At 63.1% G+C, this 16,156-nt stretch carries 15 protein-coding genes and 2 pseudogenes; 7 read left to right on the top strand and 10 right to left on the bottom strand.

All coding sequences use genetic code 11. The features are described from left to right. Window positions 1-190: 190 nt before the first annotated feature. Window positions 191-454 (top strand): hypothetical protein, encoded by a 264-nt coding sequence (locus tag K6I40_RS22075; protein ID WP_222920475.1) that lies wholly within the window; start codon window positions 191-193, stop codon window positions 452-454. A 435-nt stretch (window positions 455-889) separates the two neighbouring features. On the opposite strand, the pseudogene pdxT reads toward K6I40_RS22075, so the two are convergent. After that, window positions 890-1,506 (bottom strand): annotated as a pseudogene (gene pdxT / locus K6I40_RS22065) (pyridoxal 5'-phosphate synthase glutaminase subunit PdxT). Between the two features lie 98 nt (window positions 1,507-1,604). On the opposite strand from pdxT, the gene K6I40_RS22060 reads away from it, so the two are divergent. Next, window positions 1,605-2,012: a pyridoxamine 5'-phosphate oxidase family protein gene (locus tag K6I40_RS22060; protein WP_222916642.1), complete on the top strand. Its 408-nt coding sequence runs from the start codon at window positions 1,605-1,607 to the stop codon at window positions 2,010-2,012. Window positions 2,013-2,027: 15 nt separating this feature from the next. Here K6I40_RS22060 and K6I40_RS22055 read toward each other — a convergent pair whose 3' ends face one another. Further along, window positions 2,028-3,227: an NAD(P)/FAD-dependent oxidoreductase gene (locus tag K6I40_RS22055; RefSeq protein ID WP_222920430.1), complete on the bottom strand. Its 1,200-nt coding sequence runs from the start codon at window positions 3,225-3,227 to the stop codon at window positions 2,028-2,030. A gap of 149 nt (window positions 3,228-3,376) precedes the next feature. Between K6I40_RS22055 and K6I40_RS22050 the strand changes: the two genes are divergently transcribed. Continuing rightward, window positions 3,377-4,201, top strand: a complete 825-nt coding sequence (locus tag K6I40_RS22050; RefSeq protein ID WP_255681829.1) for an MBL fold metallo-hydrolase — start codon at window positions 3,377-3,379, stop codon at window positions 4,199-4,201. A gap of 607 nt (window positions 4,202-4,808) precedes the next feature. Here the strand turns inward: K6I40_RS22050 and K6I40_RS22045 are convergent. The 5 genes and pseudogenes from K6I40_RS22045 to K6I40_RS22025 all read right to left on the bottom strand — a co-directional run bounded on the left by K6I40_RS22045 (window position 4,809) and on the right by K6I40_RS22025 (window position 11,604). Next, window positions 4,809-5,870 (bottom strand): deoxyhypusine synthase, encoded by a 1,062-nt coding sequence (locus tag K6I40_RS22045; RefSeq protein WP_222916639.1) that lies wholly within the window; start codon window positions 5,868-5,870, stop codon window positions 4,809-4,811. 140 nt (window positions 5,871-6,010) lie between these two features. Beyond that, window positions 6,011-6,859, bottom strand: coding sequence for a hypothetical protein (locus tag K6I40_RS22040; RefSeq protein ID WP_222916637.1), 849 nt, complete (start codon window positions 6,857-6,859; stop codon window positions 6,011-6,013). 226 nt (window positions 6,860-7,085) lie between these two features. After that, on the bottom strand, window positions 7,086-7,853 hold the full coding sequence (locus tag K6I40_RS22035) for a Nif3-like dinuclear metal center hexameric protein (protein ID WP_222916635.1): 768 nt from the start codon (window positions 7,851-7,853) through the stop codon (window positions 7,086-7,088). Between the two features lie 124 nt (window positions 7,854-7,977). Continuing rightward, a pseudogene (locus K6I40_RS22030) lies at window positions 7,978-10,448 on the bottom strand (cbb3-type cytochrome c oxidase subunit I). Between the two features lie 328 nt (window positions 10,449-10,776). Further along, entirely contained in the window at window positions 10,777-11,604 is an 828-nt protein-coding gene (locus K6I40_RS22025) for a glycerophosphodiester phosphodiesterase (RefSeq protein ID WP_222916633.1), read from the bottom strand. A 98-nt stretch (window positions 11,605-11,702) separates the two neighbouring features. On the opposite strand from K6I40_RS22025, the gene K6I40_RS22020 reads away from it, so the two are divergent. Then, window positions 11,703-11,960 (top strand): hypothetical protein, encoded by a 258-nt coding sequence (locus K6I40_RS22020; RefSeq protein WP_222916631.1) that lies wholly within the window; start codon window positions 11,703-11,705, stop codon window positions 11,958-11,960. An 857-nt stretch (window positions 11,961-12,817) separates the two neighbouring features. Here K6I40_RS22020 and K6I40_RS22015 read toward each other — a convergent pair. Further along, window positions 12,818-13,045, bottom strand: a complete 228-nt coding sequence (locus K6I40_RS22015) for a hypothetical protein (protein WP_222916629.1) — start codon at window positions 13,043-13,045, stop codon at window positions 12,818-12,820. 103 nt (window positions 13,046-13,148) lie between these two features. Between K6I40_RS22015 and npdG the strand changes: the two genes are divergently transcribed. Beyond that, window positions 13,149-13,817, top strand: coding sequence for an NADPH-dependent F420 reductase (gene npdG, locus K6I40_RS22010; RefSeq protein ID WP_222916627.1), 669 nt, complete (start codon window positions 13,149-13,151; stop codon window positions 13,815-13,817). Between the two features lie 114 nt (window positions 13,818-13,931). Here npdG and K6I40_RS22005 read toward each other — a convergent pair whose 3' ends face one another. Then, complete coding sequence (locus tag K6I40_RS22005; protein ID WP_222916625.1) at window positions 13,932-14,201, bottom strand: thioredoxin domain-containing protein; 270 nt, start codon at window positions 14,199-14,201, stop codon at window positions 13,932-13,934. A 118-nt stretch (window positions 14,202-14,319) separates the two neighbouring features. Here K6I40_RS22005 and K6I40_RS22000 point away from each other — a divergent pair, with 118 nt between their 5' ends. Next, a complete protein-coding gene (locus K6I40_RS22000) occupies window positions 14,320-14,481 on the top strand; it encodes a preprotein translocase subunit Sec61beta (RefSeq protein ID WP_222916623.1) in 162 nt (53 codons plus the stop codon). A 141-nt stretch (window positions 14,482-14,622) separates the two neighbouring features. Here K6I40_RS22000 and K6I40_RS21995 read toward each other — a convergent pair whose 3' ends face one another. After that, complete coding sequence (locus tag K6I40_RS21995) at window positions 14,623-15,309, bottom strand: glycosyltransferase (protein WP_222916621.1); 687 nt, start codon at window positions 15,307-15,309, stop codon at window positions 14,623-14,625. 373 nt (window positions 15,310-15,682) lie between these two features. On the opposite strand from K6I40_RS21995, the gene K6I40_RS21990 reads away from it, so the two are divergent. Then, entirely contained in the window at window positions 15,683-15,898 is a 216-nt protein-coding gene (locus tag K6I40_RS21990) for a hypothetical protein (protein ID WP_222916619.1), read from the top strand. Window positions 15,899-16,156: the final 258 nt, after the last annotated feature.

Genomic DNA, 16,156 nt, shown 5'->3' with positions numbered 1-16,156 from the left:
CGTGTCTCCCCCGTCTCGTCGGTGTCTGCGATCATATACGGATCGTACCCGCTTCGGCACCGTAAACGTACGCTTCCGGGATGGTGGTCACACTCCCGAAACCGTCCCGTCACTTCGTTCTCTCCCGTATTGTTCCGTTTCCGTTGCTGGATTATGTCGCTCGAGTTCGTTTCGGGGGTGCTCGTGTGTGATGATCCATCGTCACTACAACGGCTCACCTGTCGACCTGCCGTTCCCAGATGCCGACCCCGACGATGCCATTGTCTATCAGAAAGACGTGTATCTCGAGCCGCCGGTCCTCGAGCAGTTCCTCGGGCGCTTCGAGGGCGATGCGGATTCTCCCGCGCTGGATAACAGCGATAGTTCCACCACTCCAACAGTAGTTATAAGGGACATCAATACAACAATCAGAACGGAAGCCGCGCTCCGATCCGCCGCAGGGGGCATGCGCTGAAATGCCCCGGGTGGACCAACACCCGAGACGTGACTTCCAAATCCCCTAGGAGGGATTTGAAGCCATGATTGCGTACATTCTACCGGGATATAAACGTCCCGCACGACAGCTGAATCACCCGTTACGACCAGCGACAACGCCGAAATCAACTGTCTCGAGCGCACCCTCGAGCCTGGGTCGCCGGAGGACGAATGCCCGATGACGACGCGGAGTCGAACGCTTCGGTGTCGTTTCCCGACTGTCCCCGCTGTGGGGAGTCAGTGCTAGTGACGGCGGTCAGGGGGCCGATGGAGGCGGTGGCCTCGCCCTGTGGCTGCCTGATCGCACCCGGCGCGCTCGAGTCGACGGACTCTGAGTAATCGGTGCGGGGTCGACGCAATCCGGTGAGGTCCGGGGTTTCGGAGCTTCGGCGGCCCCGTTTTCGAGATGATTTTGTTACTGTGCGTCCTCGAGCGCCGGCACTGCTGCGGCCTCGTTTTCAAAAAGGCCAGACCGTGGATTCGACTGTCGGCGGTCAGTTCGGGATGGAACGAAGTCCCGACGACGGGGCCGTCGCGGACCGCGACGGGGCGGTCGTCCCACGACGCGAGGATGTCGGCCTCGCCGACCGAATCAATTGCGGGTGCCCGAATGAACACCGCCGGATACGGGTCGTCGAGGCCTGCGACCTCGAGCGGCGCTTCGAAGCTGTCTTTCTGCCGGCCGAAGGCGTTGCGCTCGACGCCCACGTCGAGCAGTCCGAGTTCGTCGACCCGGTCGTCGCCGGCGTCGCTCGAGGCGACGATCAGGCCAGCACAGGTCGCGAGCAGGGGTTTGCCTGCGGCGACGTGGTCCTGAATCTCGGGGGCGATTCCCTCGCTGTGGACCAGTCGGGAGATGGTCGTCGATTCGCCGCCGGGCATCGCGAGCAGGTCACAGTCGGGGACGATCCCCGAGTCCCGGATCTCGCGAACTGTGACCTCGTGGTCGCGGGCCGCGGCGGCGCGGTCGATGGCGGCCGCGTGTTCCTCGACGTCGCCCTGCACCGCGACGACGCCGGCAGTCAGTGACATAGCCACGGATATGGACGGTGCGGTGAAAAAGTCCGCGGCGCGCGGCCAGCACGCCGGCACCGCCATGGCAGCCGCTTTTGCCGCTCCCCGTCGGCGATATGACCGTGACGACGGTCCCACCGATGGCGGAACGACTGCTCGAGAGCGAGCCGCTGATGGCCCATCTGGGAACCTGCGTCGAGGGACGACCCCACGTCGCGCCGGTCTGGTACCGGTACGCGGATAAGACGGTCGAGATCGTGACGACGGGGCAGAAACTGGCGAACATCAGGCGGAACCCGCGGGTCGCGCTCTCGATACAAAAGGACGAGGCCGGGCGCACGCGCTGGATGGTGACGCTGCTCGGGACCGCGACCGTCGTCGATGACGAGGCCGAGACCACTGCTGCCCGCCGCCGGATCAACGAGAAGTACGACGCCGATTCCGAGGCCTACGCGGAAAACGCGCTGGTTCGGATCGATGTCGGCTCGGCGACCTACCGGATCTACGACGATGCGCTCGAGTGATCGCCGGACAGCCCCTCACTCGCGTCCCCTGTCCGGCGACGGCTCGCGCAACCCCGGATGCGTCTCCAGTTCGCGGACCCGTCGCATCTGCGCCCGGAGGTCGGACGGGCTTCCGGGGACCGCTCGCTCGAGGTCGCTCTCGCCGATGCCACCGTCCACATCATCGTCGTTCGCACCGTTGCCAGCCGTCCCGTCGCTGTCCGCATCGCTGTCGTCCGTTCCGTCGCTCGCCTCGAGTTCGTCGAGCGACTTGGGGAACGTACGCAGATCCTTGTGGACCGCGAGGCCGGCGTAGGCACCGTCGCCGATGGCGATCGTGGTCTGGTTCTGGCCGTGGGTGACGTCGCCGACGGCATAGACGCCGTCGACGCTGGTCTCCCGGTTCTCGTCGACGTTGATTGCACCGTCGTCGCTTAGGTCGCAGCCGAGTTCTGCGGCGAACTCAGCGTTGTACGCGGAGCCGTACATCGCGAACCCGCCGAGATAGTCCCGCTCGGTCCCATCGGCGAAGGCGAGGCCGCCGAGCCACGGGGGTTCGTCCGTGTCGATGCTTTCCTCGTCGTACGCCGAGACGACGGCCGTCTCGATCCGATCGATTGGGTGGGCGGCCAGTTGTGTATCAATCTCGTCGTCCCACTCCGGTTCGCGGTCGTTCAGGAGGAGGTCGATGTCGGCGGTGAAATTACACATCGTCATCGCGACGTGAGCAGCGCTTTCGGTGTGGCCAAGCACGAAGACCGACCCATCGCCCAGCGTGTACGCATCGCAGTGCAGGCAGTAGTGCAGGCCGCGGCCGGTGAACCGCTCGAGTTCCGGCACCTCGGGGCTCCGATCGCGAAAGCCGGTCGCGAAGACGACTCTGTCGGCATCGACTGTGGCGTGGGCCGCCTCGAGTCGAAATCGAGGGTCGACATTGCCGTCCGCGGTGCCGTCGGCCTCGTCGCCGCCCAGTTTCGTCACCGACTCGACGGCATCCGGGTAGAAGTCGCCACCGTAGTGCTCGAGCTGTGCGACGGCGTGGGCTGCCAACTCCCGTCCGGAGACGTTCTCGGAGACGCCCGGCATGTTGTGGACGTGGCTCACCATCGCGTGGCGACCGCCTTCCTTCTCGAAGAGCACGGTTCGGTGGCCCAGCCGAGTCGTGTACAGCGCCGTCGTCAGCCCCGCGGGGCCGCCGCCGACGACGGCGACCTCGTACTCGAGTAGATCGCTCATGACAATCCCGTCGGACGGCCAGCCGGTTGAGGCTGCGCCGTGCATATGCGGCCGGACCGTTCCCGGTGTCTCCGCGCTCGTATCAGACACAGTGGCAGTCTCGTCAGGTCCGAAATGGGTTGAAACAGGCGCGCGGTGGAGGGAACGCCATGAGCCAGTTCCGCGCCGCCGACCTCGAGTTCCCGACGGCCGAGACGGACGACGCCGACCTTGAGCACGGGTCGATCTTCTTCGTCGGGACCGCGACAGTGATTATCGAGTACGCCGGCTTTACGATCCTGACGGATCCGAATTTCCTCCACAGCGGCGATCACGTTCACCTCGGCTACGGGATCACCTCCCGGCGGCGAACCGATCCCGCCATCGAGATCGAGGAGTTGCCGTCGATCGACTTCGTCCTCTTGTCCCACTATCACGGCGACCACTTCGACCGCGTCGTCGAGGAGAAACTCGATAAAAGGCTCCCGATCATCACGACCCACCACGCGGCCGAGGAACTCGCCGAAAAGGGGTTTCATGAGACCTATCCGCTCGAGACCTGGGAGGAGTGTGACCTCCAGAAGGGCGATGTTCGGCTGACGATCACGGCGATGCCCGGCCGCCACGGTCCGCCGGTCGTCTCGAAGGGACTGCCGCCGGTGATGGGGAGCATGCTCGAGTTCCGATCCGATGATTCGGGTCCGGCCGAACCACCGCTCGTGCGGCTCTACGTCTCTGGCGATACAATCGTCTACGACGCGCTCGAGGAGATTCCGGAGCGCTACCCCGAGATCGACCTCGCGCTGCTCCACCTCGGCGGGACGCGAATTCTGGGTGTACTCCTGACGATGGACGCCGCACAAGGTGTCGAAGCCGTCGACCTGATCGACGCCAAGACGTCGATCCCGATCCATTACAACGACTACGAGGTGTTCCGGTCGCCGCTGTCGAACTTCAAAGCGGCGGTCAAAAAGCGGGGCTCGAGGATCGTGTAGAGTACCTCGAGCACGGTAAGACCTACGAGTTCGAACCGCCGTCAGATCGTCGCAGCTAGGTATCTGGAGAACGGCCAGTGCAGCCGATTGCTGTCTCACTTCTGATTGATCAATCGGTGTGCGGTGGCGCGCGCTGGGCCGTGTCGAATGGTCAGTGAGACGCGGGCCGAAACTGCGCGAGGGATGAGTGAGCGATCGAAGAGAGCGAACGAATCGGCTGGGGAGGGCGTGGTAATTCCGTGCCGCCAGAACGAGCAGGACGCTTTTCGTCGTTTCCGTACCAAATTCGACGTTCGATCCCACCGACTAGAACCGTAGCGCGTTCTGCTACCGTGGCAACGAGGGATTTCCACACCCTCCCCAACCGATTCACTCGCGCCATACGGCGCTCGCTCATGCCTCGCACGACATCGAGCCGTGGTTCACTCGTCGTTCACCACGGCTCAGCGCGCGCCACCGTACATGCTCTATCGGGCGAGGTCGGTCGCTTCTCGAGCCGAGACGGTACGTCTGTCCGTGCGAGGCGATCGAAACGGGTCTCCGGAACGGTTCGCTGCCGGTGAGCGACCGATCGCGTCCGGACCGCTCTCAGCGGAGTCCGCCCGATCTATTCCTCCTCGAGCCGTTCGAGAGCCGCTGCGACGACCAGCGGGAGCGTGATCGTCGCGTCGGCGTAGACGGAGACATTGTCAGCGTCCTTCTCAAGTTTGCCCCACGAGCGGGCTTCGTCCAGCGTCGCGCCGGAGAGGCCGCCGGTCTGTTTGGGGTCCATGGTCAGTTGGACGGCGTAGTCGTAGGCATCGGGCGCGACGAGCATCGTCTGGAGGGTGAAGTTCTTGGGGACGCCGCCACCGACGACGAACGCGCCGGCTTCCTCGGCGTGATATGCGATGTCGGTCAGGTGCGTCATGTCCGCCAGCGCGTCGAGAGAGAAGTCGGAGGTCTGGGAGTACATCCACGCCTGCAGGCCGAGCACGGAGTCCTGAATCGCGGGACAGTAGATCGGCACGTCGTTCTCGTACGCCGCGGCGGCGATGCCCGCGTCCTCGTCGATATCGTCGCGCTCGTTGATTTCGGCGTTCGCGCGGCCGAGTTCCTCGGTGAGTCGCTGGATCGAGACGACGCCCTCCTCCTCGAGGACCGGAAAGACCTCGTCGCGCAGGTGGGACTCGAACGTCGCGAAGAACTCCTGTGGGAGGTAGACGTTGTAGATGCGGTCGACGCCCTCGTCGCGCAGCGTCTCGTCGTGTTCGCGCTCGGTCTTCCCCTCGGCGTGGACCTCGCCGTGGTGGTGTTTCCCGCCGATCGCTTCGATCGAGTCGTGCGTGAGGTTCGCGCCCGTCGTGACGAGGACGTCGATGTGGCCGTCCCGGATCAGGTCGGCGACGATCGCTCGCATCCCCGTCGGGACCATCGCGCCCGCGAGGCCGAAGAAGACGGTCACGTCGTCGTCGAACATCGACTCGGTCACGTCGACGGCCTCGTGGAGGTCCGCCGCGCCGACGCCGGCGTTGCCGTACTCGTCCGCGAGTTCGCCGACCGTCATGCCCGCGCGGACCTCGGCGTGCCCGACCGGATCGTGCGAGAAGGTCTCCCGCTCGGGCTCGTGATGGTCGTCTCCGTCCGTCTCGCCGTCGGCGTCGCCGCCGTGATCGTGCTCGTCGCTCATGTCCTCGGCTCCGCGAGCCATCGGTTTGAACGTCGCGGTCTCAATCCTTGAGATGGTCGGCCGTCGGATCGCCGGTCGCGGCCGATACCGTCGACAGCAGTCGTGAGCAGTCGATCAGAACATTACACGTCGACGGTGAGTTACATGCGATCGGACGTCAGACAGTCTCGTCCAGCGGAATACCACCGCCACCACCGTATCGGAATCGAACAGTCGTCCGCGGCCGTACTCGAGGCGGTCCCGATCCGTTCGCCATCGGAGAAGAGGGCGACGGTCGCGAGTCCGTCGTCGCCCGAGGCGACGAACCGCCGTGTCTCATTCGGTGGGACGGCCAGCGCATTGCGACCGTCATCACTGTCAGGTCCGCTCGTCGCGTCCTCATCGGACGCCGTTGTCTGGGTCGCGGGGTCGCTCGAAGGCGAGTCGACAACCTCACCGAAATGGTCCTCCTGACACGCTTCGTACTCCCGGTTCTCGACCGAGATATCGCCACCGTGTGGCACGACAGGGGTCCCCTCTCGGAACGCGTCGACGGTGTTGACGATCGAATTCTCGGGGATCTCGTCGATGTCAGCAATGTCAACGACAGCGCTGCCGTCGACGGGGCCGAACTGCCAAGTCGTGTTTCCGATACCGGCGTCGGTGTCGAACGATGCGTCGACCATCACTTCGGTGAAATCTCCGACGACGCGGACGGTCTGACAGTCCAGAAACTCGATACCGTCCTCGACCGGCGTGGTCCGCCACTCGAGGTGGGCCCACTCGTCGGTGTCGTTCTCGACGCAGAACAGCGCCGCGTCGTGATCTGCGTCGACGCAGGTCGCTTCGAGTCGAATCTTGGCAGGGTCGATCCCCGTCGGATCGTGGTCGTCGGGCTGACCGTCGGCGCTGGCGCTCGAGACGCCAAGTACGCTCCCACCGAGGACTGCACCGGTAGTGGAGACGGTTCGTAGGTAGTCCCGTCGGGTTTGTGAATCATCCGTTGTCATGTGAACTCTCCCGGAGCCGACTCCGAGAGTGACGTGACGGTCGCCGCGGGACGACTATTGTTATCGGCCGACTGTTCCCTCGAGACACCCGTCGAGTCGGCGTTTCGGAACTGAAACTGGCGGTAGGAACACCCTGTCACGGGCCAACACCGGCTATTGAGGGGTCGACCGGCAAGGGTGACGACCCAGTATGGGACCCAGCCCAGCACTGATCGACGGGGCAGCGCTACAGTCCTGTCGGAACCTCGAGAGACGTCGTCTCGAGGCCCCACTCCTCGACTAGGTCTTGCAGCGATCGCACGCCGAAGGTTTCCGTCGCGTAGTGACCTGCGAGGAAGACATGAATTCCTGCTTCTTGGGCCTCGTGGTAGGCCTTCCCTTTCCCTTCGCCAGTCACCAGCGCGTCCGCGCCGGTGTCGACGGCCTCATCGAGCCAGTCGATGCCGCTGCCGGTGACGATCGCGACGTCCTCGATCTCGTCGGGGCCAAAGGCGAGGTGCTGGACCGGCTGGCCTCCGGTCTCGAGATTTCGCTCGAGGCGCTCGCGCAGGTCGGCCGGTGCGTAGGGGTCGGCCGCCGTCCCGCGCTGGCCGATGTATTCGGGGCCGAGTTCACCGAAGGGGACGCGATCCTCGAGTCCGAGCAGATCGGCGACGCCGGCGGCGTTACCGAGTTCTTGGTGGCCGTCCAGCGGGAGGTGCGAGACGTACAGCGCGAGGTCGTGTTCGATCAGGGGGGCGATCCGGTCGTAGGTCCGGCCGGTCACGCGGTCGAAGCCGCCCCACGAGAGACCGTGGTGGACGACGAGCAGATCCGCGTTAGCTTCGATCGCCCGATCGAATGTCTCGCGGACGCCGTCGACGGCGAACGCGACGCGCTCGATCTCGCCGTCGTCCGGCCCGACCTGCAATCCGTTCGCGCTAGCATCGAGGTCGGCGTAGTCGGCGGTTCCAATCTCCTCGTCGAGTCGATCGACGACGCTCGAGAGTTTCATAGCTGTTCGTTCGGCGGTGATCGCCTTGTATCCGGCTGATTCTGACCGGTCCCGCGGCGGCTTCCGACTCGAGTCGGACAAGCGAGAGCGGACGATTAAATCGAACAACCGCGATCCGGGCCCGCTACATCAGGTAGAACAGCGGGAACAGGATCACCCAGACGATGTCGACGAAGTGCCAGTAGAGCCCGAAGTACTCCACCGGGCGGTCGTCCTCGAGGTAGGCGTCGATGGACACGATACGGTAGATCATGAACACGGCGATGAGCAGTCCGAGGATGACGTGGAGGGCGTGCAGGCCGGTCGTCACGAAGTACATCGAGTACTGGAGTTCGGTGAACCAGTAGATGTCGTGGGCGAACTCCTGGCTCCACTCGTAGCCCTTGATCGCGAGGAACGTGAACCCGAGCAACAGCGTGATTCCCATCGATCCCAGGAGGCCGCGCTTGTTCCCCGTTCGGCCATCACGAGCGCGAGGATGACCGTGAAACTCGAGGTGAGTAGGACGTAGGTGTTGATCAGACCGATCGTCGCCGATGGCGGCACGGTCTCGATCTCGCCCCAGCCGGTATGGATCCGCATGAAGATGTACGCCCCAATGACGGCACCGAAGACGACGACGTCCGAGGCCAGGAAGAACCAGACGCCGGTCTTCGTCGTGCCGACCCCCTCGAACGGCCAGCGTTCGGCGATGGCCATTCTGGGCGCGTTGAACTCCTCGCGGCCGTACTCGAAGAGTGCGACTCCCAAGATGCCGACGCCGACGAGCGAGAGCACGGGATAGAGGATATTCTCCGACCCGGCGGATGTGCCGGCGAGTTCCGCCCCGCGTGCGGTGGCGAAGTCGGCGACGTAGGGCGTCAATCCAGATAGTCCGAGGAACATGACGAACATGCCGATCCCGATCCCGAACGGCCAAATGCTCGCGTGATCCTCGTGGTCCGCCTCGAGCGAGTCGACCTGTCCGGTCCGCTCGTGGGCGACCGCACCGCCGTCGGCCGCCGTCGTGTCGTCGACGAACTCGAGTTTTCCGCTGGCATAACTGGGGCGGTTCGGCCAGTTCTCGAGTGGCGGGGGCGACGTCGTCGCCCACTCGGCGGTCCGTGAGTATGCCCACGGGTTACCGGGCGAATCAGGCCCCGAAACGAAACTTTTCGCGAGCGTGATGAAGACGAGCAGAACTGACGTGGCGATGACGAAGGCCCCGACGGTCGCCAGCTGGTGGTAGAATTCGGTCCCCTCGGGGTAGTGGAAGACGCGACGGGGCGTCTCCCACGCGAGGAACATCGGGAAGTACAGCAGGTTGAAGCCGAGGAAGTAGACCGCGAAGCTGAGCTTTCCGAGCCGTTCGTCGTACATTTTTCCGGTGAACTTGGGCCACCAATAGTAGAGGCCGCCGATCAGCGCAGTGACCCCCGCAACCATCACGTAGTGGAAGTGTGCGACGACCCAGTAGGTTCCGCGGAACTCGTAGTCAAGGACGACGGCACCGAGGAAGACACCGGTAATGCCGCCGATGATAAACAGGACGAGCGCGCCGAGATTGAACAGGAACGGCGTCGTAAAGCGCACGCGACCCTTGACCATGGTATAAATCAGCGAGAAGACCATCAGATCGAAAGGCAGTGAGATTCCGATCGTCGTCGCCATAAAGAGCGTCTTGATCGGGAGGTTGATCGTTGTCAGGAACATGTGGTGCATCCAGACCAAAAAGGACTGGACCGCGACGAGTACCATTGCGATGATGACCCACTTCCGGCCGACGAGCCGCCGACCGCAGAAGGTCTGGAACGTCTCGAATATAATTCCCAGTGCCGGGAAGAAGACGATATACACCTCCGGATGGCCGAAGAACCAGAAGATGTGTCCCCAGAGCAGACTCGAGCCCTGTTCCGTCGAGGAGAAGTACTGCGTGAGCAGAAGGCGATCGGAGAGCATGAGAATCAGCGCAGCCAGCAGCGCCGCAAACGCGAACAGCATCATCCAGACAGTCAGCAGCGTCGCCCACGTGAATAACGGCATGTTCCATAGACCCAGCCCCTCGGCGCGACAGCGGTGGATCGTCGTCAGGAAGTTCACCGAACCGAGGGTGACCGACATGACGAACAGGGTCAACGCGAGGATGGTCGTGTTTCCGCCCATCGTCAGCGTGTAGCCGGGGTTGTAGATCGGCACGTTCAGCGGCGCGTACATGTACCAGCCGTTGGCCCACGTCGTCCCCTGGAAGAACGAGAGCAAGACGAGAAGCCCCGAAAAGAGGAAGAACCAGTAGCTCAGCGCGTTCAGTCGCGGGAACGCGAGATCCTTCGCCCCGATCTGGAGCGGGACGATGTAGTTCGCGAAGCCGAAGCCGAAGGGCGAGATGAACCAGAACACCATCAACAACCCGTGGATCGAGACCGACTGATTGTACTCGGTGTTCGTAAGAAGGCCGGTGCCGCCGAACTCCCACAGATGAGCGCGGAACAGCAATGCGAGAACACCGCCGGCGACGAGGAAGAACAACGCCGTTGCCAGATAGAGAAGTCCGACGTCCTTGTGGTTGGTTGTCACCAACCACCGCTTGATGGTCGTCTGCGGTGGAAAATCACTCATCGAGCACCACCTCCTGAACGGTGCCTTGAGTCGACACCATTTCGGAACGTGGCGGGGCCGGTTTCGCCTGCAAATCGACGATCGAAACGGCTCCCCGAACGCGCGACGAGATACATAGTCAACACATCCTCTGCACGATTTGTCGTATCAAGGTATCCGGCGCAGTTGCAGGCAGTACTTCCCGTATGAAGGTGAAGCTGCGATCGAGTTGCGCGGCCTCACGCCGTCAAAACCCGTCAAACGGAGGAAAACGGTTCGTCGAGCGGGCTCGGAAGCAGTCGCAAGCTCTCAAAGTGTCGCCACGGCATCGCGCCGACCGTCGTCAGTATCACACGTCTGAGCCCTCATCCAGCCCGGGGTAGTCGGCTAGTATCCCATCGACGCCAGCCGCCGCGAGCGCGTCGAACTGGACCCAGTTCCTCGCCGTCCAGACGTTGACCGCTCGGCCCTCGTCATGGGCTGTCTCGAGCACGTCGATCTTCGGTTCGGCGGCCGAACCTCCGGTGTACGCCGCTCCGGACAGGTCGGTCCCGACAATCGCGCTCCGCGGCGGGTGGATCGCCTCGCAGTCGTAGCGACGCGCAATCTCGAGGCCGGCCTCGAGGTCATCCTGGAGCAGCGGGGCGGCAGCATACTCGGCGGTCTCGCGCAGCGCCGCGATGGCTCCCTCGCAGAACGACGAAAAGAGCAGGTCACTGCCGAAGTCCGTACAGTCGGCGACGACGCGCTCGACGAACGGCTGCCAAATCTCGCGACGGTTGGCGCACTCGTCCGCTGGAAGCGATTCGCCGACTCGCAGGTCCGCGGTTCCGGGATTCTTCAGTTCGACGTTGACGCCGACCGTCTCAGGGACGGCCGCGAGCAACTCGTCGAGCGTCGGAATCGTCGCGTCGGTACCGAGCACTCGCGTCTCTTGGAGCGCCTCGAGTGATGTTTCCCAGATGAGCCCGGTCGCGTCGGTCAGCGGCCGGCCGTCGCGGGTCCCCTCGAGGCGCTCGTCATGGACGACGACCGGGGTTCCGCAGGCAGCCGGCTGGACGTCGATCTCGAGCATCGCAGTCTCATCGCGCTCGGCGGCGCGCGTGGCCGCAGTGACGGTGTTTTCGGGTGCGACACCGGCGTAGCCGCGGTGGGCGATGACGGCAGGGCGGACCATACCGGACCGAGGAGCGGGCGGGTAATGTAAACTGCGCTACGGGACGACGTGGCAGTTCCCGGCCCGTCGTTGATGCGTGTGCCCCGCCAACCGCCGGTATGACCGAAACCACGCTCGCGGACGTTGAACGCGCGCTGGACCGTGCCGCCGACCTCGAGACCGCCGAGGCCGTCTCCGTCCTGCGGACCGCCCGGCAGGACGTCCGGGATCTGGCGACCGACCCCGACGTCGACGAGGAGCGGCGGGCGGAGCTCGAGACCCGGCTCGAGCAGCGGATCCGCGAGGTGCGAGAGCGCGACGCCTACGACGGCGGACTGGGCGCAGCGATGAATCTGGACGAGGACGAAGCCCCTTGACGGTGTTCCGTCAAACCGATCGCACGAGCAATCATCAGTCGGTCGTATTTCGGACTCTCCACCCGGCGTACGCCAGTAATCCGCTCCCCAGAACGAATAGCGCCGCTCTTACTGCAGCGAGGCGACCGTTGTCTGTCCAGTGTCCACCGCTTTTTTTAGACCGATACGTCCAGTAGTACTCCCCATCGTGTTCGATGATCCTGTACCGTTCGAAGTCTTCGATTCGCTCTCCGTATACGGTGACCGACCCCGTTTCGGCCGCCCTCCGGACCTCTGCTGGCCGGTCTGCCGAATCGACAGCAGTGCGTTCGACGGCCTCTAGATAACTGATCTGCGAGAGCGTCAGAACTGTTTTATTACCGCGGGATTCGGACTCTGGAAGATATACTTCCCCCTCGATTCTGACGACCGGATACCACGGTGGGCGGTCGGTGCGAGGATCGTCCCTGTAATCGTCTATGATCCCGTCGTATTCAACGGATCCGTTCTCGAGTATTCGGGACTCCAGCGCACAGGGTCGTTCACCGGGACAGTGTAATACTTCTTCAGAGGATTGAATGGCCGCTTCGGCCGCAGTTTCGTTTTCGATATTATCGACATAATATATTATTTCTGAATCCCCTCCCCCACCAGAATAAAATAAATTGGGTTAAGGACTAAAATAAATTCAATGAGTAAGACTGAAAATGAGATTAAATATCCACGCTTCATGATTGCTTTTACTCTACCGCATATGAATATATTTATTATATGTTCCGTGTTATTTGTCGACTTTTCGTAGCTGTTCATGTACCGACTGGCCCTGAAACAGAAGGGAAGTCCAGCGGCGATACAGTCGACGGACTCAAGCAGGGGAACTATACACCATCGTTCGATCGGCGGTCTGAGACGTTTTCATAGACATTCTCGGAACGGTCGCTCCAGTCGGCTTCGCGCTGCTGTTCATCGCCGTGAGCGAACAGGCAGTGATTACCAGTTCGTCGACGACCGCTGTCTCCCTCGGTATCAGCGCGATCGTCGTCGGATCCACCATCGCCGCGGCGGTGCTGGGCCTCATTCCGCCGTTTCCGGGTGAGTGCGTTCACGCCGGCCGCGGACCGCCGATCGCCGACCGCCGGTCGTCCGAGAATCCGGCGATATCGGCCGATCTCCGGCCCTTTTATTCGAGTGCCGTCCCGAGAGGTGCGTATGCGAATTGCACTACTGGGCGGCACCGGCGATATCGGCGAAGGACTCGCGCTACGGTTTGCTCGCGATACGGGCCACGAGATCCTCATCGGCTCGAGGGATCCCGAGAAGGCCCGCGACGCGGTCGCGGAGTATGAAGAGGAACTCGCAGATCGCACCGACGAGGTCGATATCAAGGGCTTCGGTAACGAGATGGCGGCCGATCGCGCGGATGTCGTTATTTGCAGCGTCCCGCCGTACTACGTCGGTGACACGGTCGAAGCGGTTTCCGACAGCCTCGATTCGGACTCGATTCTGGTCACCCCCGCCGTCGGGATGCAGGGCGACGAGGACGGCCTCCACTACCACCCGCCCGAGGCCGGCAGCGTCACCCAGCTCGTCGCGCAGCGGGCCCCCGACGAGGTGCCGGTCGTCGGTGCCTTCCACAACCTCGCAGCCGACGCGCTGTCGAATCTCGAGAACGATCTCGATCTCGACACGCTCGTCGTCGCCGACGACGACGATGCCAAAGACACCGTCCTGACGGTCGCCAACGAAATTGACGGACTGCGCGCACTTGAGGCCGGGCCGCTGGCCAACGCGGCCGAAGTCGAGAGCGTCACGCCGCTGGTCATCAACATCGCGAAGTACAACGCAGACATGCACGACGTCGGCGTGAAGTGGACCTAAATCAAGCCGACTGCGACTCAGTGTGGGCTCGGTTTCCGACAATCGCTGTGACTCGAGGGAGATAGCCGGGGCGCTGCCGGTCAGTTGAAAGCCGCGAAAAGCTGGTGGTCGTCCCTACGCGCCGGCCGACTCGAGGGCGTTCTCGATGTCGTCGCGCTGGGTGACGCCGACGAACCGTTCGACGATGCCGTCATCGTTCTCGATGATGAGCGTCGGCAGCGATCGAACCTGGTACTCGTTGGCGACGTCCTGTTGTTCGTCGACGTTTACTTTCTCGACTTCGAATCGGCCCTCCCAGTCGTCCTCGAGCTCCTCGAGGATCGGATCCTGGGTCTTGCAGGGGCCACACCAGTCCGCGTAGAAGTCCTTAAGTGTGACAGTCATGCGGTCAACGCTAGTTGCCGCGCGCCGCGCATAAGGGTTTCCCACTGCCATCACATTGCCGTGATCGGGGACGCAGCCCGGTCGAAAGGTTTAGTTTGAGGGGCCCATAGAAACAGGTATGGATAAAGGACAGAACACCGGTGGCCTGATGTCCAGTGCCGGGCTGGTCCGGTACTTCGACTCCGAGGACTCGAACGCCATTCGTATCGATCCCAAGACGGTCATCGCGGTCGGCGTCATGCTGGGCGTGCTGGTCCAGTTGCTGACGTTCGTCTCATAACGCGGACACCGGCCACCTTCTCTCACCGTCGTCTCGAGTAGCGGCAGCACCGGCCCCTTTCCCTCGGATGGACGACCGACGCGTCGCCAGTCCTGATTGGTAATCCACGATTCCGAACGCGGCAAAATCCCACACGGCGGTTCAGTAGTCCGTGCGGAGCCGTTCGACGTCCAGCCGAAGATAGTGCCACAGCGTCCCCGTCAATCCCACGTCGGCGATCCGCCGGCCCGAACTCTCGACTAGAACCGTCGGGTAGTAGGCCGTCGGAAACCGGCCGGCGAGCGATCGGCTGAAGGCCGTGTCCTCGTTCGCCACGTCGGGAAAACCGCCGATCTCGTCGAAGGCCTGCCGGTGGACGAGACAGTTGAACCCTGGCAGGATCGGCCGCTCGAGCCGTGAAAAGACGTGATTGATCGTTAGCTCCATCGCTTTCGCTCGTCGTGGCCCGGTGATCCGGCAGTACGAACTCGCAGCCGCGAGCTTCTCGGCTTCAACGAAACCGAGCAGGTCGGTCAGGTAGTTCGCCCGAACCCGCGTGTCCGCGTCAATGAACGCGAGCCACTCGCCGGTCGCGCGGTCGGCCCCGAGATTTCGGGCGGCGGCGATGCTCGAGCCGCCCTCGCAAACGACGGTCGCACCGTACTCGCGGGCGATCGCCGGCGTCCCGTCACTCGAGTTGCCATCGACGACGATCACCTCGTATGCGTAGTCCGTGTCCAGTCCCGCGAGACTGGCCAGCGTCCCACGGAGGTACTCGGCCTCGTTTCGCGCCGGCACCACGAAACTCACGTCCGGCCCGTCGTCGCCGTCCTGATCATCGCTCGCCATCGTGTTACGCGTGAGGACTCGGCCGCGGGTTCTCAAGGTATCGGAGTCGCGGCAGCTCTCGAGGGGTGTCAGCCGGCTGCAACAGAGATCGAGAGATCATTGGAGAACCGGCATCTCGAGTGGAACAGGTCCCTCGAGTCACCGAAATCCGGTACGACGGACGCGGCTTCGATGGTCGCATCGCTGTTCCGTGCGAATTACATCCGTGGTATTTGGTTTCATACACCAGGCCGAAGAGGCGACATCTATCATGAACTTTTATAACCTAGGGGCGGATAGGGGTGAGTACAGATGTCGGTCGTACACGTAGTAGCGTGAGTTCGTTGCCGAACGACGAGTACCGATTTTCGACGATATCCACATCCCGACCGACATGAGCACCCAACGCCTGCAGTCCACGACCGACGCCGAACCGACACGAACCACTACCCGCACTCGAACGGCCCCCTCGAGCGACGTCGCGGATCCGCTGACGGCCACCGATCGCGCCCAGCGGATGTTCTCGCATGGGAATACGGGCCGACTCGAGAACCTGATCGACGAGTGGAACGCGGCTTTCGCGACCGAGGACGCCGGACGCGGGTCATAAGTCACCGAGCGGTATCCGTTTTCGCCGATGAACCCAAACCGTCTTTGGAGCGACGGCGGTAGGATCACGTGGCCGATGACGATGCTCCCGCTCCGAGCCGGACTCGGCATCCGGCGGTGACGAGCCCTATGAGTGCCGAGGCCATCGGTTTACAAGCATCTCCCGTTCCGTTACAGCCTCAATACTGGCTGTATGTAGTTCTACGGTGGCGAAAATGTGATGTCATCGAGAGATTCGCATTAGGAGACTCGAGTATCG

Origin of the sequence: Natrinema sp. SYSU A 869, assembly GCF_019879105.1 — an archaeon.
Lineage (GTDB): Archaea > Halobacteriota > Halobacteria > Halobacteriales > Natrialbaceae > Natrinema.
Note: the sequence above shows the minus strand (reverse complement) of the source record. Positions and strands in the feature narration are given on the sequence as shown.

What these genes read in the sequence shown, in the direction of transcription:
- K6I40_RS22025 (WP_222916633.1), bottom strand. Translation starts at nt 11,604, where the DNA reads ATGGTCCGCCCTGCCGTCATCGCCCACCGCGGCTACGCCGGTGTCGCA.
- K6I40_RS22045 (WP_222916639.1), bottom strand. Translation starts at nt 5,870, where the DNA reads ATGAGCGACGAGCACGATCACGGCGGCGACGCCGACGGCGAGACGGAC.
- K6I40_RS22020 (WP_222916631.1), top strand. Translation starts at nt 11,703, where the DNA reads ATGACCGAAACCACGCTCGCGGACGTTGAACGCGCGCTGGACCGTGCC.
- K6I40_RS22005 (WP_222916625.1), bottom strand. Translation starts at nt 14,201, where the DNA reads ATGACTGTCACACTTAAGGACTTCTACGCGGACTGGTGTGGCCCCTGC.
- K6I40_RS21990 (WP_222916619.1), top strand. Translation starts at nt 15,683, where the DNA reads ATGAGCACCCAACGCCTGCAGTCCACGACCGACGCCGAACCGACACGA.
- K6I40_RS22040 (WP_222916637.1), bottom strand. Translation starts at nt 6,859, where the DNA reads ATGACAACGGATGATTCACAAACCCGACGGGACTACCTACGAACCGTC.
- K6I40_RS22035 (WP_222916635.1), bottom strand. Translation starts at nt 7,853, where the DNA reads ATGAAACTCTCGAGCGTCGTCGATCGACTCGACGAGGAGATTGGAACC.
- npdG (WP_222916627.1), top strand. Translation starts at nt 13,149, where the DNA reads ATGCGAATTGCACTACTGGGCGGCACCGGCGATATCGGCGAAGGACTC.
- K6I40_RS22000 (WP_222916623.1), top strand. Translation starts at nt 14,320, where the DNA reads ATGGATAAAGGACAGAACACCGGTGGCCTGATGTCCAGTGCCGGGCTG.
- K6I40_RS22050 (WP_255681829.1), top strand. Translation starts at nt 3,377, where the DNA reads ATGAGCCAGTTCCGCGCCGCCGACCTCGAGTTCCCGACGGCCGAGACG.
- K6I40_RS22055 (WP_222920430.1), bottom strand. Translation starts at nt 3,227, where the DNA reads ATGAGCGATCTACTCGAGTACGAGGTCGCCGTCGTCGGCGGCGGCCCC.
- K6I40_RS22060 (WP_222916642.1), top strand. Translation starts at nt 1,605, where the DNA reads ATGACCGTGACGACGGTCCCACCGATGGCGGAACGACTGCTCGAGAGC.
- K6I40_RS21995 (WP_222916621.1), bottom strand. Translation starts at nt 15,309, where the DNA reads ATGGCGAGCGATGATCAGGACGGCGACGACGGGCCGGACGTGAGTTTC.
- K6I40_RS22075 (WP_222920475.1), top strand. Translation starts at nt 191, where the DNA reads ATGATCCATCGTCACTACAACGGCTCACCTGTCGACCTGCCGTTCCCA.